This window comes from Pyxidicoccus fallax (assembly GCF_012933655.1).
Lineage (GTDB): Bacteria > Myxococcota > Myxococcia > Myxococcales > Myxococcaceae > Myxococcus > Myxococcus fallax.
Genome location: NZ_JABBJJ010000068.1, coordinates 1 through 19,032, shown reverse-complemented (window position 1 = coordinate 19,032; position 19,032 = coordinate 1). Strand labels below are relative to the sequence as shown.

The window sequence follows — 19,032 nt, the reverse complement described above, 5'->3', positions numbered from 1 at the left end:
ATCACGCCATGCGTCCACTCCCGCGTCCCGAGCTGCTCGACCTGCCTCCGGCACCACACGGTGGTGACGCGCACAGCGGCCTCGTGGACTTCAGCACCGGCGTCTGCCCCCTTCCGCCGCCCAAGGCGGTGCTCACCGCCCTGCGCTCCGCCGACGTCACGCGCTACCCGCACCCGAGCGCGCTCCCCCTGCGCGAGGTGGCGGCCCGTGCACATCGTGTCAACGCCGAGGCCATCGTCGCGGGCAACGGCTCGGTGGAGCTGCTCTGGGCGCTCGCGCGCGCCTTTGTCGGCACTGGTCGCAAGGCCCTCGTGCTCACCCCAGCCTTCGGCGAGTACGCGCAGGCGGTGCGCGCGTCGGGCGGCCGCCTCGTGACGCTCGTCGCCGAGGGACCTCCCTTCCGGTGGGACGCGGCTCACCTGCTCGCCGCGCTCGAAACGCACCGTCCTTCGCTCGTCTTCGTGGGCCGTCCCTCCAACCCCTGCCTCTCGCTGATGCCACGCCAGTCACTGGAGGAGGTCGCGAGGGCCCATCCCGCCACCCTCTTCGCGGTGGACGAGGCCTACCTGCCCCTCTTCCCAGGCGAGGAGGGACTCACGGCCGGGCCCAACGTGGCCCTGGTGCGCTCGCTCACGAAGGTGCTCGCGTTGCCGGGCGTGCGGCTCGGCTACCTCGTGGCCTCACCCGAGGTGGCCCGCGCCGTCCGTGCCTCGCTTCCTCCCTGGAATGTGTCCGCGCTGGCGCTCGCCGCGGGACAGGCCGCGCTCCAGGTGCTGCCCTCGTTGCTCCCCGACATCCAGGCCGAGGTGACGCGGCTGCGCACCTTGCAGTCCACGCTGCTCACGGCGGCCGGCGCACGGGTGGACGCGGAAGGGGGAACGTTCCTCCTCGTGCACGTGGGCGACGCGCCGGGCTTCACCCGACGCATGGCCGAGGCGGGCGTGCGCGTGCGCGACGCAACGAGCCTCGGGCTCCCGCACCACGTCCGGCTCGGAGTCCGCCCCGAGGCCGAGCACCCCCGATTGCGCGAGGCGCTCGCCCGCGCGCTGGAGAACCGATGATGGCACGCACGCTCAGGATTCAGGCCGCTGCCTCCCAATCGCGCGGGGCGTTCATCCGCGCGCTGGAGCACGCATGACGGCACGCACCCTCATGGTCCAGGGGACCGCCTCCAGCGTGGGCAAGAGCCTGCTCACCACCGCGCTGTGTCGCATCTACGCGCGTCGCGGTCTCAAGGTGGCCCCCTTCAAGAGCCAGAACATGGCGCTCAACTCGGCCGTCTGTCCGGACGGCGCGGAGATTGGCCGCGCCCAGTACGCCCAGGCCGAAGCGGCCCGCGTGAGCCCGCGCGCGGAGATGAACCCCATCCTCCTCAAGCCCGAGACGACGAGCGGCTCGCAGGTGGTGGTGATGGGCAAGGTGCTCGGCAGCATGCACTTCCGCGACTTCCACAAACGCAAGCTGGAGCTGCGCGAGGTGGTGGGCCAGGCGCTCGACACGCTCCGGCGGGACTTCGACCTCCTCGTCATCGAGGGCGCGGGCAGCCCCGCCGAGGTGAACCTCAAGTCCCGGGACCTGGTCAACATGTGGGTCGCCGAGCGGGCGGATGCACCCGTGGTGCTCGTCACCGACATCGAGCGGGGCGGAGCCATGGCCGCGCTGGTCGGCACGCTGGAGCTGCTGGAGCCGCACGAGCGCGAGCGGGTGCGCGCCCTGGTGGTGAACAAGTTCCGGGGCGACCCGCGCCTGTTCGACGACGGGGTGCGCTTCCTGGAGGAGCGGCTCCGCGTGCGGGTGGCGGGCGTGATTCCGCACCTGGGAGACACGGGCATCGCGAGCGAGGACTCGTTGGACTTGAAGCCTCGGGGCTCGGGCCGGGGCGCGGCGCGCGTGGTGCTGGTGCGGCTGCCGCGCCTGTCCAACTTCGACGAGTTCGAGCCGCTCGCGCGAGAGCCGGGCCTGGAGGTGCACTGGTGCGAGCGGCCCGAGGAGCTGGAGGGCGCGGACCTCGTGGTGCTGCCCGGCACCAAGTGCACGGCGAACGACCTCGCCTGGCTTCGCAGGACGGGGCTCGCCGCGGCGGTGGTGCGCAGGGCACGCAGTGGCGGCGCGGTGCTGGGCATCTGCGGGGGCTACCAGATGCTGGGCGAGCGCGTCCTCGACCCGCTCGGCGTGGAGTCTCCGGAGCCCGAGGTGCCGGGCCTGGGCCTGCTGCCCATCGTCACCCGCTTCGAGCGGGAGAAGGCCACCGCGCCCGTGGTGCTGCGGCTCGCGGAAGGGCTTCCACTGCTGGAGTCCGCGGGAGGCCAGGAGGCGCGCGGCTATGAAATCCACTGTGGCCGGGTGACGGTGGCTCCGGGCGCCAACGCCTTCGGGACGATGCTGCGGCGCGGACCCGAGCCGATGCGCGCGGAGGAAGGCTGCACCGTGGGGAGCGTGGCGGGGACGCTGGTGCATGGCCTGTTCGAGAACGAGGGTGTGCGCCGTGCCCTCGTGCGCGCGCTCGGCGCGGAGGTTTCGGAAGGACCGGCGGTGGACCCGTACGAGCGGCTCGCGGACCACTTCGAGGCGGCGCTCGACATGACGCACCTGGACCGGGTGGTGGGAGTGTGAGCGCCGACTTCAGCGCCGAGGCACGTGAGGCCGTCTACACCGCCATCGCGCGACGTCGCGACGTGCGCCACTTCCGCCCGGGCGTGGAGCTTCCCGCCGAAGTGCTGGAGCGCATCCTCGGCGCGGCGCACCTGGCGCCGAGCGTGGGCTACTCGCAGCCCTGGGACTTCGTGCTGGTGAGGGACCGGGCCCGTCGCGCCCGCATCCGCCAGAGCTTCCTGCGCTGCCGGGAAATCGAAGCCGAGCGCTTCAGCGCCGAGCGGCGCGAGAAGTACCTCTCGCTCCGGCTGGAGGGCATCGAGGAGTCCTCGCTCAACCTCTGCGTGACGGTGGACCTGCGTCCCACGAAGGAGGCCATCCTGGGCACCACCGTGCAGCCCGAGGCCCTGCGGTGGAGCGCCTGCTGCGCGGTGCAGAACCTGTGGCTCGCCGCGCGCGTGGAGGGCGTGGGCGTGGGCTGGGTGAGCATCGTCGAGCCGCGCGTGCTGCGCGACGAGCTGGGCCTGCCTCCGGGCGTCGAGCCCATCGCGTACCTCTGCGTGGGCTACCCGGTCGCCTTCGGAGCGCGGCCCCTCCTGGAGGAGAACGGCTGGCGCTCCCGCCGGCCGCTCGCGAGCGCGGTGCACGATGAGTGCTACCGCGCTCCCCTCAAGCAGGGTGACGAGACGCCGTAGCCGTCACGTGCCCTGCTGGATGAGCTCCACGCGGTAGCCGTCCGGGTCCTCGACGAAGGCAATCACGGTGGTGCCGTGCTTCATGGGGCCCGGCTCGCGGACGACCTTGCCGCCGGCCTTGCGGATGGCGTCGCACGTGGCGTGGATGTCGTTTACTCCGAGCGCGACATGGCCATACGCGGTGCCCAGCTCGTACTTGGAGGTGCCCCAGTTGTAGGTCAGCTCCAGCGCCGGGTGGGTGTCCTCGGGGCCGAAGCCGACGAAGGCCAGGGTGAACTTCCCGTCCGGGTACTCATGACGGCGCAGCAGCTTCATGCCGATGACCCGGGTGTAGAAGTCGAGCGACTTCTCCAGGTCGCCGACGCGCAGCATGGTGTGCAGGATTCTCATGGGGCGCTTCATAACGCCCCGGATGCACCACGTCTCGCCGTCAGTTGGCCAGCCGGACGTTCCGTCGAGCCGCCTGCCGCTGCTGGATGGCCCGGCGCAGCTTGGCCATCAGCACCTCCACGTTCGCCGGGCGGATGAGGACGTCGTCCGCCCCTGCCTCCAGGGCCGCCGTGACGAGGTCCGGGTCCTCCTTGCTGACGAGCAGGTAGACGGGCAGGTCCTGGGTCGCCGCGTTCTTCCGCAGTGCCCGCAGGAGCGCATGCAGGTCTCCGTCCGGCAGCGGGTCCGCGAGGATGGCCGCCTGCGCCCCCGCGCCCAGTGCCCGCTCCACCTCACCGCGCGTGCTGGCGCGCACCGTGCCCAGCCCGTCGGCCATGAGGCGGATCTGCAGGGTCATCGCGTTCGCGGCGTCCGTCTCGGCCACCACGACCCGGGGGGCCGACTTGTTGTCCTGCGCCAGCGCGCCCGTCTCCAATTCCGCGGTGAGGGCCTCCAGGGCGGCCTGGGGGAGGCGCCCTTCCTGCCGCATCGCCTGGAGCGCCAGGGCCGCGTCCGGCGCGCTCGGCTGCGCGCTCTGCGTCTGCATCACGAAGCTGGCCGAGCACAGCAGCGCGATGGCCGCCCGGCTCGCGGGAGGCGGTGACTCGCTTCCCTCCGGCAGCACGGCGGTGAGCATCTCGACGACTTCCGGCAGACCGCTGCCCACCAGCACCAGCGCCCGGGCGCGCGAGGGCAGGGTGAAGCGGCGCGGCTCCTCCAGCCGGGCCGCCAGCGCCAGCGCCGAGGCCGCCGTTCCGACGAGCGCTTCCTCCACGCTTCCTGCCCCCATCCGCACCGCAATCCTTCGCGCCAGCTTCGCCACGAAGGGCGCCAGCACCGCGCTGCCGCCCAGCATGGACATCACCCCGTCCAGCAGCCGGGTCTGCAGTGCGCCCAGCTTCGCCAGCGGGCCACCCTCGCCCATCAGCGCCGCGCTGTAGGAGGGCAGCACGCGCACCTCCACGCGCGGGTGCGCGGCGCGCAGCCGCTGGGCCATGCCCGCCGCGTCCGCCACCGCGTCCTCGAGCACCAGCACCAGGTCATACCCGCCCAGCGAGAGCGCCCGCTCCGCCTCGGCCGCGGGACTCGTCGCCGCGGCGAGCCCCTGCATCAGCAGCAGCTTCACCGCGGCCTCCCGGGGCTCCGACGGCTCCGCCACCACCAGCACCATGCGCGCGCGGGCGTCGCTCCGGGGCGGCGGCGTCAGGCGGCTCGCCGCCTCGGAGGGCGTGGGCGTTTGCGGCTCCGGCTCGTCGGCCCCGGACAGCTCGCGCTCGCTCAGCACGGCGCGGCCGGTGAACTGCTCCACGAACTGGAGCATGCGCTCGCGTCCGGTGGCGTCCATGGCCTCCAGGGCGACGTCCGCCTCCCCCTCCTGGGCCGGGTAGAAGCGGCGGATGGCCCGGCGGATGGCGTGCTCCGTGGCGAAGACGCCCTGCACCGCCACCGCGCGCGCGGAGAAGCGCAGCGCGTCGGTGACCTGCACGTCTCTCGGGTCCAGCACGGCGCACACCAGCTCCCGGCCGCGCATGCCCACCGGCACCGCGCACAGCTTCTCGCACAGTTCCCGGGGAACCAGCCGGAGCAGCTCCTCGGGGATGGGGAGGGACTGGAGCTTCTCCTCGGTGATGTGCGGCAGTCCCGTCTGCTCGGACAGAGCGCGCACCAGGTGCTCCGGCTCCAGCTTCCGCTCCGCCACCAGGATCTGGCCCAGCCGCCCGCCTCGCTTCTTCTGCAGCGCCAGGCTCTCTTCCAGCACCTGCGGGGTCACCAGGCCGCGCGCCACGAGGATGGACCCCAGCGGCTGCCGGGGCCGGGCGCGCTGCCCGGGAGGCGGTGGCGGCACGGCGGGGTTCCGCGGGGGAGGCGCGATGGCCAGGGCCGGAGGAGGTGGAGGCTGCGCCACGGGCCGCGCCACGGCCGTGGCGCCATGGGGTGGAGGCGCGCCCGCCGGCCTCAGCATGGGCGGGGGGCCCGGAGGCGGAGGCGGCCGGCGCGCGTCCCGGCCAGCGGGGCCCGCGGCTCGGGGGAGCTCCTCGCCCTCCAGGCGGATCTCCTCGCCCGGCACTCCCTCCATGTCCGCCAGGGGCGAGCGGCGGTCCGGGAAGGCGCGGCCGAAGAGGCCGGCGATGTCCGCCGCGCCCACCCGCAGCCGGTGGTCGAAGAGGAAGCTCTGGATGGACTCGGAGAACTGGCGCGCCGACGGGAAGCGGGCCGAGGGCGACGCGGCCAGGGCGCGCAGCACGATGGACCACAGCGGGGCGGGCACACCGGGGAGCGGCTCCAGCGTGCGCTCGTCGAAGCTGCCCAGCGCGTGGATGATTTGCGGGTACGAGCCGTCGAAGAGCCGGCGTCCCGCGAGCATCTCGAACAGCAGCAGCCCCAGCAGGAAGATGTCGCTGCGCTGGTCCACGGGGCGGCCCTGGACCTGCTCGGGGGACAGGTAGTTGATTTTGCCCTTGAGCACGCCGGCCTGCGTCTCGATGTGCCCGTCGGCCACCTTGGCGATGCCGAAGTCCGCCAGCTTCACGCCTCCGTTGCTGGAGACCATGACGTTGGACGGGTTGATGTCGCGGTGGACGATGTTCAGCGGCGCGCCGGCGCGGTCCACGCGGCCATGCGCGTACGCGAGCCCGTCCGCCACCTGCTGCGCGATGAAGCACACCTCACGCAGGCCCAGGGGAAGCTGCCGCTGCCGGGCCGCCTTCAGGAGCGCGCGCAGGTTCTCCCCGTCCACGAACTCCATCACCATGTAGTACTGGCCGGCGCTCGAGCCGAGGTCCAGCACCTGCACGACGTTGCCGTGCTGGAGCGCCACGGAGACCTTCGCCTCGCGCAGGAACAGCTCCACGAAGGCCGCGTCCTGCACGTACGAGGGGAGGATGCGCTTGACGGCGACCGGCTTCTCGAAGCCCTCCGCGCCCACCACCTTCCCCAGGAACACCTCGGCCATGCCGCCCGCGGCCAGCTTCTTCACAATCCGGTAGGTCCCCACGGTGTCTCCGATGCAACGGCGCAGCCGCAATGCCGTTGCAATCGTCTCGGAAACGGGAAAGCCGAGGGAAGAGGGGCGGACCCGCGAGTCCTTCACCCAACCCTTGGGCACGAGAGCCGTGTCGGGTTCCGGACAGTCACCAGTGAAGGAGCGTCAGCGGGCCGTCTTCGGCGGCACGGCGAAGGCGCCCGCCTCCACGCGTGACTCGGGGAGCGGTCTTCCGTCCGCGCCGCGGGCCTCGATGCGCGAGCCGTTGCCTCCGGCGTGCCACAGGCCCACGAGCACCTTCCACTCGCCGGCCTCCCAGTCCTTGGTGGACACGGCGAAGGCGTCGCGCAGGAGGACATCCCTCGGCACGTCGCGGAGGAAGAAGGTGCCGCCCAGCACCACGTGGTCCGAGTTCTTGCGCTTGCTGCCCTCCGGCCCCGGCAGGTGCACGAAGATGCCGGTCGTGCGGGGCACCGGCCCCGTCACCCGCCAGTAGAGCGCCATGTGGACGAGCCCCTCCGCGTCCGGGGCGGAAGGCACGTCGACGGCCACCAGCTCCATGGGCACGTCGAAGCGCGCGCCCACGGGACGCGCCTGGGGCGGCAGCGTCTCCACGACGATGGGCGTGCCATCCGCGTTGCGCGGCACCGCCCGCGCCACGGGCTCGCTCGACGTCACCAGCAGCGCGCCCCACGCGACGAGCGGCACCGCGCCCACGGCGAGGGCCCCCACGCCCCACCAGGGACGGGAGGGCCGCGCGCGCTGGCGCCACGCGAGGAAGCCGAGCCCCGCCCAGGCCAGCACCGACACCAGCGCGCCACCCAGCCCCGAGCGCGGCAGGAAGCTCAACACCACGCGGTGGGAACCTTCCGGCAGGCGCACGGCGAGCAGCCCGTCGCGCGACACCACCTCGCCCACCGAGGTCTCCCAGCCCGGGTGCCAGTTCTGGTTGACGAGGAGCACCGCCGGCCGCGACGCCGTCACGTCCACCTCCACGCGGTTGGGCGTCCACTCCACGCGGCGAGCCGTGCCGGAGGTGGGCTCCTCCAGGTATTCCTCCTGGGGCAGGTCTCCGCGCAGCATCGCGGACATGGGCACCGGCCACGCCTCGCCGCAGGCGATGGAGCCGCGGTTGAGGGCGAGGAAGTGGCCCTGCGACCAGCGGTTGCCGCGCGCCTGCGCGAAGGGCTGCTCCGCTTCCGGCGGCGTGGGCGTGGGCTCCGCCACCATGGGTGCCCAGCGCGTGAGGTTGGAGAAGGCGTGGACCTGCACGCCCCAGCCCGCCACCACCGCGCCGCAGGCCAGGGCCGCCACCCGGGGCGCCCACCGCGTCCGGCGGCGCAGCGCGTGCACGAGGAGCGCGGCGAGCGCGAGCGCGGCCAGCTCGGCGATGAAGAAGCCGGCGGGGAGGAGGAAGCGCTCCGGGTAGCGGAACGTGCTGAAGATGGGCAGCGTGCGCAGCCCGGCGAACAGCGACGGCTTCGCGGAGTACCCGGCCGCCATCCACACGCACAGCGCCGCGAGGGCGGTGGGGTACAGCGCGCGGCGGCGGGCCAGCACCAGCGCCACCGGCACCAGCGCGAGCGCCACGGCCACGAGGAAGAAGTTGCCCGGGTTGCTGAAGCCCGAGCGCGCCGGCAGCTGCAACATCATCCGCGCCAGCGTCTCGAGGGAGTTGCCCGGCGAGCCCGCCATGATGCGCGGCGACGAGAGCATCGTCTCCACCAGCGGCCACAGCCGGTACGCGCAGGCGCCCAGCGTGAAGAGGGCGGTGGCGCCCAGCGTCCACAGCGCGCGGAGGCGGCGCTCGCGGCCACGGAGCATGTACAGCGTGCGCCCCGTCTCCAGCGCGACGAAGAGGGCGCCCATGGGCACGGGGTAGGTGCCGCCGAAGCCCAGCAGGAAGGCGAAGACGGCCGCCACCAGCACCACGCCGGACAGCCGCCCCTCCGCGGCCCGGCGCGTGCCCACCAGCAGCCAGGGCAGCAGCAGGAAGCCGGCGAAGTTGAGCCAGCCGATGGACCACGACAGCGCGGTGAAGCCGAAGAGGCCGAACAGCGGCGCCGCCGCGAGCGCCCCCACCGCGGAGCCCGCGCGCCGCCGCGCGTAGCGGAAGAAGCCCTCCATGCCGAGCACGAGGAACGCCCACAACAGCACCGGCTCCGCGCGCCGCGCGCCCAGGGCGGCGGACACGAGCAGCGTCGGAGACGCCACGCGCGTCTGCGGGCTGCCCAGCGCGTACTGGCCGCCACAGGACCACGGGTTCCACAGCGGCAGCTGGCCGTAGCGCGTCAGGGTGCGCGCGCCCGCGTCCTCGTACGAGTGCAACAGGTGCGAGTCGCGGAAGTCATTCAGCCCCCCCGCCTTCGTCAGCGGGCGCCAGCACGCGATGAGGGCCAGCACGGCGAAGAGGGCCAGGCGCAGGGCGGGAAGGGTGGCGACGCGGTGGAAGGTGCGGAGCTGGGACGTCATGGGTGGGCGCCGTCAGTCGTAGAAGGGCCGGGGCTTGCACGGGCTGGCGGTGGCCTTGCGCGGGGATGCGATGGGGCCCGCCGCGTGCAGTTCCTCGTCGATGGCGTCGAACACGTCCGTCACCGGCACGCCGCGCCGACGGGCCTCGTCCATGGCCCACTTCCGCTCGGAGGCACCGAAGTCGTCGTCCTGGGACCACTGGTCTCCCGGGAAGGAGTGGCGCGAGCGCTGCCTCCAGCCGGGCTCCTCGGCGGCGGCGGCGCGGCCCACCTCCACGCGCTCCTCGGGGGACAGTCGCCGCTCGGGTGGGGGCATCTCCGAGGTGGCGGCGCGCACCACCGCGGTGGCGCCGCACAGCGCGAGGACCCCCCAGCCGGCGAGAGAAGCACGCCTCCAGTGCATACCCATGGAGGCGCTCCTACTCCAATTCAGCCCCGGTCGTCCTCTTCGGCTTCAGCGTCCAGGCCGATGGGATTGGCGAGCACCCGGTGCGCCCGCTCCATCATCTCCACCACGATTTGACCGGCGGGCAGCACGCTCTCGATGCGCGCCATGCTGGCGCCGCTGGCGGGCATGGCCATCTCCTCCAGGTCGCCCTCGGTGTCGGCGGTGGGCGGGAAGGAGCAGAACTTCGGCATCGCGTAGGGCGCGTCCCCACCCGGCAGGCCAGGGAACAGCCGCGCGGTGCCGATGCGCTCCGGCGCGGGCGGCGGCGAGGGGACGCGGGCCTCGCGGCCGGCCCACTCTCGCACCACGCGGTTGCGCAGCACGCGCATGGGCTGGCCCGGCCACTCGGGGCCGAAGAGCGTCGTGACATCCGAGTCGCCCGCGTCACCCTCGGCGACGCGCTGCTTGTAGCCGGGGTGCGCGTGGGCCTCCACGGAGGCGACCATGCGCGTGCCCACCCAGACGCCGTCCGCGCCGCGGAAGAGGGCGCGCGCCGCGCTGGGGCCGTCGGCGATGCCACCGGCGGCCAGCAGCGTCACCTCGGGGGCGAGCGCGCGCACCTCGCGCACCAGCTTCAGCGTGGACACGGCGCTCCGGTTGTGACCGGCGGCCTGACGGCCCTGGGCGATGAGGCCGTCGGCGCCCCAGGCCAGCGCCTCGCGCGCGGCCTCCACCGAGTGCACCTGCATCCACACCCGCGTGCCCGCGGCCTTCAGCGCCTTCACCCAGTCCGCGGGCGGCGTGCCCCAGTGGAAGGAGACGACGGGCACCTTCTCCGCGATGCACACGTCGATGTGCGCGCGCGTGGTGAAGTCCTGGCCGCCCCCGCTCGCGACGATGAGGTTGACGCCGAAGGGGCGCTTCGTGCCGGCGCGGATGGCCTGGATGCGGGCCTGCAGGAAGGGCGGCGGCTCCGGCGCGGCGCCGAGCATGCCCAGGCCTCCCGCCTCCGACACGGCGATGACCAGCGGCGGCAGCGCCACGAAGGCCATGCCCGCGTTGACGAAGGGATAGTGCAGGCCCAGTTCCCGCGTCAGCCGCGTGTGCAGCGTGTTGCCCTCCAGCACGTAGATGGGCCGCCGGGGCGCGTCCGCGCCGTCCACCTCGGACGCGGCGCCCTCGTCCTCGTCCTCGCCACCGGGTGGACCCGCCGTCGGACCGGTGCCGCGAGAAGGGGGCGGAGAACGTCCGTCGTTCTTTCCGTTCATCGTGTCTCCTGGAGGTGGCGGGCTGCTCGGAATCCAGAGGTTACCAGCATCGCTGGTGGATCAACCCCCCGGGTCCAGCCGAAGCCCTCCGGCTGGTTGACGGGTGACAGCTAGGCCCCCCGGCTGTCGAGCGCCTTGCGCATGTGCCGATGTGGAATTCCCACCTCGGTGAACGGCTCTCCGTACACGCTGTAACCCAGCCGCTCATAGAAGGGGACGACGGGGGCGCGGGCGTGAAGGTGGACGTGGGTGAAGCCGCGACGGCGCAGCTCCTCTTCCAGGGCGCGCACCAGCCGGGCACCCAGGCCCCGCCCCTGGAGGGTGGGGGACACGGCCATCTGGAAGAGGCGGCCGCCGTGTGCGTCCTCGGGGTTGAAGAGGACACAGCCCAGCACGGTGTCACCCTGGTGCGCCACGAGGTGGAGGCTGTTGCCCTCGAAGGGGAAGGCCACCTGGGCGCGGGTGAAGCCGAGCGGCTCGCGCAGCACGCGGAAGCGCAGCTCCAGCTCACCCTCGTAGAGGGCATGGCCGGGGTGGATGAAGGCCAGCGCGAGGTCGGACATGGGGCGCGTCAGAAGCTGCCGGTGAGCTGGAGGGTGAACGTCCGGCCGTACTGCGGCACGGGGGCGATGGAGTTCTCCTCCGACACCGGCAGCGTGTAGCGGGCGTCCAGGAGGTTGTGCACGCCGGCGAAGTAGCGCAGCGGGCCGTAGTCGCCGGACAGGCCGAAGCCGACGAGCAACGCCTCACCGCTGTCGGCGCCGCCGGGGCCGCCGGGCCGCGCGCTCTGGTAGGTGGCCTGCGTGGCCACGCGCATGTCCCCGGCGCCCACCGGCATCAGGAAGCGTCCGGAGACGAGGTGCGCGGGGGCCGCGGCGACGACGTCCTCCGAGGCGTTGCTCAGCTTCACGTACGAGTAGCTCAGGTCCACCAGCAGCCACCGCCCCGGCTGCCAGTGCACGCCGGCCTCGGCGCCCCAGGCCAGCGCGGTGCCGTCGTTGTTGACGAAGCGCAGGCAGGCCGCGCCGCCGCAGTCCCCGGAGGGGCGGGCCTCCGTCTGGAGCTGCACCAGGCTGGAGATGCGGTTGTGGTAGCCGGCCACGGTGAGCCGCAGCTCGTGCGTCAGGTCGTGCGAGTGCTCCAGCTCGAAGGTGGTGATGGTCTCCGGGTCCAGCTCCCCGGCCGCGCCCTGGGAGATGCCGTCCTCGTAGTAGAGCTCGTAGACGTTGGGCGCGCGGAAGGCGCGGCCGGCCACCAGCTTGGTGAGGCCCTTCTCGTACGGCCGCGCGATGAGGGCCAGGCGCGGGGTGAGGGGCGTGGTGTCCAGGTCCAGGTACTTGTCCAGGCGCAGGCCGGCGGAGAGGCTCAGCCGCGGGTGCAGCCGCCACTCGTCGAGCAGGTACGCGGACACCAGCGTGCGGGCCTTCGTCTCCAGCGGCTCGCCGCGCGCCGTCTGGCGCACGCGCAGCTGGCCCTGGCCCTCCACGCCCACGGTGAGGCGGTTGCCGTCGAAGAGGCCCAGCGTCGCTCGCGCCTCGGCGGTGACCCAGTCCGCCGCGCCTTCCTCCGGGAGGGCGCCTCCGCCCGCGTCCGGGTACACGTAGATGCCCTCGTAGCGGCTGAGGTCCAACGCGCCGCGCACCGACAGGCTGATGCGCTCGGAGAAGGCCCGCTCGTAGCGGGCCTCGGCGAAGGCGCGCAGGTCCTCCACGGTGTTGCCCTCGGCGCCCGGCACGGTGCCATAGGGGGCGGTGGGCAGGTCCTTGGAGCGGACGTTGAACTGGCCCTGGAAGGAGAAGTGGCCCAGGCGGGCGCGCACCGAGCCGGTGGCGGCCTTCTCTCCGTCCAGCCCGGTGATGATGAGGTCGTCCCTCAGCCGGGTGGTGTCCGCGCCGGTGGCGCTCATGGCCGCGGCGCTCACCAGCACCGAGCGGTCGCCGTCCTCCCACGACGCGGTGGCATGGCCACGGCTGGTGCCCAGGCCGCCCACCGCGCCCGTCAGCTCCATGTGCTTGTCCGCGCCGAGCGACTCGCGCGGCACCACGTTGATGACGCCGAAGAAGGCGCCGGTGCCGTACAGGGCGCTGCCGGGGCCGCGGACGACCTCGATGCGCTCCACCTCCTGGAGGTCCACGCTGAGGTCATGCGCGGCGTAGCCCTGGCCGGCCCAGACGTCGTTCATGGCGTGGCCGTCCCAGAGGATGAGGACGCGGGTGTTGAGGTCGCCCGGGGGCGAGAAGCCGCGCACGCCCAGGTAGGTGTACGTCCGGTCGTCGGTGAGGAAGATGCCGCGCACGCCGGAGAGGGCCTCGGCGAGGGTGCGCCAGCCGAAGGCGCGCAGCTCCTCCTGGGTGAGGACGGTGGTGGAGGCGGGGGCCTCGTCCACGGCGACGAGGCTCTTGGAGGCGGCGCGCACGGGGGGCGGGGCGTAGCGCAGCTCGGCGTGGACCTTGACCTCCTGGTCGGCCACCACCGTCACCTGCTGGCGCAGGGGGCGCACCTCGCGGCTCTCCACCTCGAGGGTGTGCTCGCCCTCGGGGAGGGTGACGACGGTGGGGGTGAAGCCGGCGGGCTGGCCGTCCACGCGCACGGCGGCGCCGTCGCGGTTGGCGGTGACGACGAGCCGGCCGGTGGGCCGGTCCTGCACGCGCAGGGACACGGCGAGGGGCACGGCGCTGTCGGCGGGCACGTCCACCACGTACTGGGAGGGGGCGTAGCCGGGGGCGCGCACGTACAGCACGCGCTGGCCGGGAGGCAGGCGCGCGCGGCCGGGCAGCCGGGCGATGACGGGGCCGTTGGGGGTGTCGCGCACCTCGGCGCCCTCGGGGGTGCCGGACAGCTCCACGCCGCCGGTGATGAGGGTGAGCTCGAAGGTCTGCTCCGCCTCGCGTCCCTTCGCCAGGGAGACGGTGGCCTCGGCGGGGCGGTAGCCGTCCTTCTTCACCATGATTTTGTGGCGGCCGGGCGACAGCGCGAGCGTCTGCGGCGAGCGCCCGCGGCTGCCCAGGTCCATGCGGTCCACGTAGACGTCGGCGCCCTTGGGGTTGGTGGTGACGCGCACGAGGGCGACCTTGGGGCGGAGCCGGTCCAGCGAGCGCGTCACCTCGGAGGCGTCCTCGGCGGGGAGGTCCTCGGTGAGCAGGTCGTTGTAGTAGCGGTACGCCTCGTTGAACTTGTTCAGCGCCTCGAAGCAGCGGGCGATGTTGAAGAGGACGTTGCGGTTGGGGACGAGGCGGTAGCTGGTGAAGTAGGAGCGCAGCGCCTCGGCGTATTCGCCCCGGGAGTACGCGTCGTTGCCCAGCTCGAAGGCGATTTCCGCCTCGTCCGCGTTGTTGTCCGCGAGCACGGGGCTCGTGGACAGGAGCAGGAGGGTCAGGGCGAGCAGCGGACCGGAACGGGAGGGACGCATGGGGCGGCCGGCATTCTTCCCTCTCCGGGAGGGCAGGTCCATGGGGCCGGCGGGTTGTGATGCCCCTATCGGACCCGCGGCGGCGTCCGTCGTGGGCACGCGGTGCGGGGTGGGGTCCTCCTCCCAGGGGCGCGTGGCGGTTGCCCGGGGGGCGGGCGAGCGGCTTCAGCGCGACAGCGCGGCGGCGAGCGCGCGGGCGGCAGCCTCGAGTTCCTCGGCGGGGCGGTGGTCCGCGGCGGGGGCGTCGAAGACGGCGCGGCCCCAGAGGCGCTGGGGGGTGTGGGCGTAGCGGGGGACGAGGTGCAGGTGGAAGTGGCGCAGCACGTCGCCGATGGCGAAGGCGTAGGCGTGCTCGGCGCCGAGCACCTCGCGCTGGGCGCGCATGACGCGGGCGGCGAAGGGGCCCAGCTCGCGCGCGGCCTCGTCGTCCAGGTCGTACCAGGCGCGCACGTGGCGCTCGCTGGAGATGACGACCCAGCCGGGGACGGGGCTGGGGGAGGCCACACCGTGCAGCACGAGCCCCGGAGCCCGGGCGAGAACGCCCCCCACGGGGCGGGTGTCCCCGCGCACGATGGCGCAGCCGAGGCAGGGGTCATTCACGTCCGACATGGCGCGGCACCCTAGCAGCCGGCGGCGCGGGCACGGCGGGATGTGATGGGGGGGTCGGCTCGGACCTCCGCGGGTTGAGAAACCGGGGGTGATCCGAATCGGAGCGGGCGGTGGGAGTGGAGGGCATGCCCGGCGGGGCCCCTGGCTTGACGGGAGAGGCTCGGGTCGGAGAGTGTCCGCTGCGCGTCCTTTCGAGTGTTCGGACGCCGATATTGGGGAAATCCTTTCAAGGTGGGGAAGATGAAGAAGCATCTGGTGTTCGCCGTGGTGCCGTTCCTGGCTCTGGGCTGTGGCGAGGATTTGAAGGACGAGAACGGCGACGGTATCGCGGACGGCGTGCGTGAGCCGGACAGCGTGACGGTGGTGACGCCGGCCACGCCGAAGGGCACCGTGTCGGGCCAGGTGCTGAGCACGGACCTGAAGCCGCTGTCCGAGGTCGTCGTGGAGATGACCATCGGCAGCTCGGCGGAGCCCGTGTCGGTCCCGACGGATGCGAAGGGCAACTTCGAGTTCCCGGGCGTTCCCGCCGGTTCCGAGGTGCTGCTGACCTTCAGCAAGGCCGGCTATGCCACGCTGCGCGCCACCTCGACGGTGCCCTCGTCGGCCGGCAACGTCCCCATCAACAACGCCAACGCGAGCTTCGGCCCCATCACCCTGGCGAAGCTGGATGGCACGATGAGCTTCATCGTGGTGACGCCGCAGGGCCGCCCCGCCGCGAACGCGCGGGCCACGCTCGAGGCCGCGCCCGCAGGCTCCATCATCCTCTTCAATGGTGAAAACGCCACTCGCGTGGTGAGCAACGTCGTGGTGGAGGCCATCGCGGACGAGCAGGGTGTCCTGACGTTCTCGGGTATCCCCAGCGCGGCGGAGATGGCGCGCCTGCAGAATGGCGCGTACCGGCTGTGGGTCTCCCCGGTGGACACCAACAACGACGCCCTGCCGGATACCACGGGCTACGCGGCCACCTACTCGGGCCAGACGGCCGTGCAGAACACCTCCACGCGGCTCATCAACCTGCAGTTCGCGCGTGACAACCAGGGGGCGGCGCTGAACGTCGAGAGCAGCAACGTCGGCAGCCTCCGGGGAGCCACCGACAGGGACCCGCTGCGCAACATGATTGGTGCCGGCGACCCCATCTACCTGTTCTTCAGCCAGCCCGTGCAGCAGGGCTCGCTGCTGGCGCGCCTGACCGACGAGGCCGGACGCGAGTCGCTGGCGGTCACCACCAGCATCGGTGCTGGCGGCTACAGCGCCACCATCCGGCCCTCCAACGGCCTGCAGCCGGGCCGGGAGTACAACATCGACGTGCGCGCCGTGTCGGCCGAGGGTGGCAGCCTCTACACCAAGACCGGCTACTTCTTCACGGGCGAGCCGGCGAACGCCCAGGCCATCACCATCTCGGAGGTTCGTTACCAGGAGACCTCGACGTCGTCGCCCACGTCGTCGCAGATCAACCCCGGTGAGCGCATCTACGTGAACTTCAGCTCGCCCATCGCGCGGACCTACGACTTCGGCCCCTACGTCCAGGTGTTCATCGACGCGAACATCGCCGACGCCAGCGCCACCTCCGTCAACGTCATCGGCGACGTCGCGGGTGAGCTGAACAACCCGGTGGGCCTCGACCTCTTCATGGATGAGCCCTCCGCTCCCCTCCAGACCCGCACTCCCGCCGAGGTGGCTCCCTTCCCGATGATCTACTCGGGCTACAGCACGCGCTACTCCTTCTTCTACAACGGCGCGTTCCCCCTGAGCCCCACCAGCCTGCGGGTGCACGTGGCGTTCGACAAGCTGGCGAACCGCCCCGCGGGGGGCACCACCGGCACCTACGAGAGCATCTGGGGCCAGCCCATCACCGCCAACCTGTCGGTCAGCACGGTCGCCACCCAGCCGCCTCCTGCCCAGTGATTCAACGGAGGTCCTGAGCCTCCAGCACTGAGTGGCTCGCAGCGCCCTCGTGGAGACGGACTCCACGGGGGCGTTGCCGTTCTGGATGCCGGAGGTCCATTGGGCGAGACCCGCGTCTCGCGGGTGGACTCACTCACGGGAAGGGCCGCTGTTTTCGTGGCTTCAACCCATGGGAGTTCGAGGTATTGGCACGGCTCCCATCCGGCGTGGGCGCGGAACGACGACTGCACCGCCCACCTGCACCATGCACAACCTCAGAACCGTCGCAGTGCTCTGCTGCCTCTTCTCCTGGGCCTGCATCGACCTCCCAGAAATCGAGCAGGTGCCCGAAACGCCCGACGCTGGCGAGCCGGAGGTTCCCGTCGTGGATTCCGGAACACCGCCGGACTCCGGAACACCGCCGGACTCCGGAACATCGCCGGACTCCGGAACACCGGATGCTTCGGTGCCGGATGCGGGGCCTCCCGTGTTCACGTTGGACCTCCTGACGCCACAACCCGTCACGTATACGAACGGGAGTGTCCTGCTCGAAGTGGCAATGGAGGGCGGCACACCCGAAGTCGTGGAGCTGCTCGTGGATGGCAGCCGTCTCGCGGTCCTGACGCCGCCGTTGACGTACTCGTGGGATACGACGTCCACCGCGGAAGGCGCGCACGTGCTTCGGGCTCGCGCCACGCTGGCTGGGAGGTTGTACACCAGCGCGGAGCGCACCGTGGTTGTCGACAGGACGCCGCCCCAGGTGTTGTCACGTCGCCCCGCGCCTGGAGCCGAGGGCGTTTCCGTCCGCGAGCCCATCCAGGCCACGTTCACCGAACCGCTCGACGCCGTGACCCTGACGGAGGCTTCGGTGCTGCTGCGCGCGGGCACTGGACCCTTGGCGCGTACCGCGGAGTTGTCCAACGACGGTATGTCGCTCATCGTGGCTCCTGCGGCGAGCCTGAAGCTGCCGGGTACCCTGACGCTCGTCCTGACAGACCAGCTCACGGACCTGGCTGGAAACGCCTTGTTACTGCCCTCCGATGGGTGGGCCTGGAGCCTTCCCGAGTTCTTCAGGTTTCCGGCGCTGAGTGCTCTCGAAGGTTCAACCCCTGCCGGCGGTCCCTCGCTCCAGCTCGATGGAGATGGGCGTCCTGTCGTTGCCTGGATCGAGCTGGATACGGATGAGAACGGTCAATTCGTCTTTGTCTCGCGGTGGAACGGGAGTTCCTGGGAGTCGCTTGGCGCTCCCACTGTGGAGGATTCCGCGCATGGCCCGGTGGTTCTCCGGTTGGATGCGCAGGGCAACCCAGTTGTTGCTTGGGGTGGCCGTCAGGGTTCCACCACCAGCCTGTATGTCTCGCGATGGGTGGATGGCGAGTGGCAGCAACTGGGCACTCCCTTGAGTGCGCAGGCTGGGGATACGCCGGTTTGGAGTGTCGCTCTGCAGCTCGACAAGGATGGCAGTCCGGTTGTCTCATGGGATGAAGGCACCTTGGGTGGTCCCAGATGGGTGTACGTCCAGCGCTGGAGCGGTCGCGAGTGGCTGCCCATTGGGACTGCCCTCACGGCCAGTCGGCCTTCCATGAGGACGGTGTCTGCTTCCATGGTGTTGGAAGCGGGGCTGCACCCGGTGGTCGCCGTACATGAAGAGAACGACGACGTCTTTCCTCCCCGATGCACCATCAGGGTCTGGACGTGGGCACGTGATGACTGGCGGTCCGTCGGCGGTGACCTGGGAGACACGGGCTGTTTTGGAGGAACGCCCTCGTTGCAGTTGGATGGGAACGGTCGCCCCGTCGTGGCTTTCATGAAGCAGCAGCCGGGCTCCCCGACGCTTGCCGAGAAAATCTACGTCAGCCGGTGGAACAACAATGCCTGGGAACCCGTGGGGGGGGCCCTGAGTGCTCGGTCTGGCTACCAGGCGGCCCGGTGGCCGCAGCTCGGCGTGGACCGGAACGGCACGCTCCACCTTGTGTGGAGCGAGTTCACCGGTGAGATGTCCGAAGACATCTTCGCTCGGCAGTGGACCGGAAGTGACTGGGACTGGCTGGGGAGTGGTGCGCTGGGAGCCGTATCCGGGAAGACCGAGGCCACGAGACCCGTCTTGGGATTCGACAGTCACGGGACCCCGGTGCTTGCGTGGTCTGAAGAGGGTGGGACGGCCAGGTCCATCCAGGTTCTCCGCTTCAACCGCTGAGCCCCCGCGGAGTGTTGATGCCACAACACATCTCCGAGACCTCCGCTTCATTCATGTAGGTCTCGCAGGCACGAGCGCGTGGGAAGGGCCGTGCATAGATTCCCACC

The 19,032-nt window shown here is 71.9% G+C and carries 13 protein-coding genes; 5 read left to right on the top strand and 8 right to left on the bottom strand.

Annotated elements, in window-relative coordinates:
* Nucleotides 1-8: 8 nt before the first annotated feature.
* From HG543_RS16510 to bluB, 3 genes are all read left to right on the top strand, one after another.
* Nucleotides 9-1,061 (top strand): pyridoxal phosphate-dependent aminotransferase, encoded by a 1,053-nt coding sequence (locus HG543_RS16510; protein ID WP_169345738.1) that lies wholly within the window; start codon nucleotides 9-11, stop codon nucleotides 1,059-1,061.
* A 73-nt stretch (nucleotides 1,062-1,134) separates the two neighbouring features.
* Entirely contained in the window at nucleotides 1,135-2,613 is a 1,479-nt protein-coding gene (locus tag HG543_RS16505; RefSeq protein WP_169345737.1) for a cobyric acid synthase, read from the top strand.
* Nucleotides 2,610-3,287 (top strand): 5,6-dimethylbenzimidazole synthase, encoded by a 678-nt coding sequence (gene bluB / locus HG543_RS16500; RefSeq protein WP_169345736.1) that lies wholly within the window; start codon nucleotides 2,610-2,612, stop codon nucleotides 3,285-3,287. The genes HG543_RS16505 and bluB overlap by 4 nt, the downstream gene beginning before the upstream one ends.
* A 3-nt stretch (nucleotides 3,288-3,290) precedes the next feature.
* Here bluB and gloA read toward each other — a convergent pair whose 3' ends face one another.
* The 8 genes from gloA to HG543_RS16460 form a co-directional block, all read right to left on the bottom strand.
* Nucleotides 3,291-3,677: a lactoylglutathione lyase gene (gloA, locus tag HG543_RS16495; RefSeq protein WP_169345735.1), complete on the bottom strand. Its 387-nt coding sequence runs from the start codon at nucleotides 3,675-3,677 to the stop codon at nucleotides 3,291-3,293.
* Nucleotides 3,678-3,717: 40 nt separating this feature from the next.
* The gene (locus tag HG543_RS56330; protein ID WP_169345734.1) at nucleotides 3,718-6,711 is read right to left on the bottom strand and encodes a protein kinase domain-containing protein; all 2,994 of its coding nucleotides are present in this window, start codon (nucleotides 6,709-6,711) and stop codon (nucleotides 3,718-3,720) included.
* A 153-nt stretch (nucleotides 6,712-6,864) separates the two neighbouring features.
* Nucleotides 6,865-9,171 (bottom strand): putative glycosyltransferase family protein, encoded by a 2,307-nt coding sequence (locus HG543_RS16485; RefSeq protein ID WP_169345733.1) that lies wholly within the window; start codon nucleotides 9,169-9,171, stop codon nucleotides 6,865-6,867.
* A 12-nt stretch (nucleotides 9,172-9,183) separates the two neighbouring features.
* Nucleotides 9,184-9,579, bottom strand: a complete 396-nt coding sequence (locus HG543_RS16480; RefSeq protein WP_169345732.1) for a hypothetical protein — start codon at nucleotides 9,577-9,579, stop codon at nucleotides 9,184-9,186.
* A 20-nt stretch (nucleotides 9,580-9,599) separates the two neighbouring features.
* A complete protein-coding gene (locus tag HG543_RS16475; protein WP_169345731.1) occupies nucleotides 9,600-10,826 on the bottom strand; it encodes an NAD(P)H-dependent flavin oxidoreductase in 1,227 nt (408 codons plus the stop codon).
* A gap of 110 nt (nucleotides 10,827-10,936) precedes the next feature.
* Nucleotides 10,937-11,389, bottom strand: coding sequence for a GNAT family N-acetyltransferase (locus HG543_RS16470; RefSeq protein WP_169345730.1), 453 nt, complete (start codon nucleotides 11,387-11,389; stop codon nucleotides 10,937-10,939).
* Between the two features lie 8 nt (nucleotides 11,390-11,397).
* Nucleotides 11,398-14,235 carry a TonB-dependent receptor domain-containing protein gene (locus HG543_RS16465; RefSeq protein WP_246357074.1) on the bottom strand — a complete coding sequence of 946 codons (2,838 nt, stop codon included), beginning with the start codon at nucleotides 14,233-14,235 and terminating at the stop codon, nucleotides 11,398-11,400.
* A 165-nt stretch (nucleotides 14,236-14,400) separates the two neighbouring features.
* Complete coding sequence (locus HG543_RS16460; RefSeq protein ID WP_169345728.1) at nucleotides 14,401-14,844, bottom strand: HIT family protein; 444 nt, start codon at nucleotides 14,842-14,844, stop codon at nucleotides 14,401-14,403.
* A gap of 240 nt (nucleotides 14,845-15,084) precedes the next feature.
* Here HG543_RS16460 and HG543_RS16455 point away from each other — a divergent pair, with 240 nt between their 5' ends.
* Complete coding sequence (locus tag HG543_RS16455) at nucleotides 15,085-16,749, top strand: carboxypeptidase-like regulatory domain-containing protein (RefSeq protein ID WP_169345727.1); 1,665 nt, start codon at nucleotides 15,085-15,087, stop codon at nucleotides 16,747-16,749.
* A gap of 244 nt (nucleotides 16,750-16,993) precedes the next feature.
* Complete coding sequence (locus tag HG543_RS16450) at nucleotides 16,994-18,925, top strand: Ig-like domain-containing protein (RefSeq protein WP_169345726.1); 1,932 nt, start codon at nucleotides 16,994-16,996, stop codon at nucleotides 18,923-18,925.
* Nucleotides 18,926-19,032: the final 107 nt, after the last annotated feature.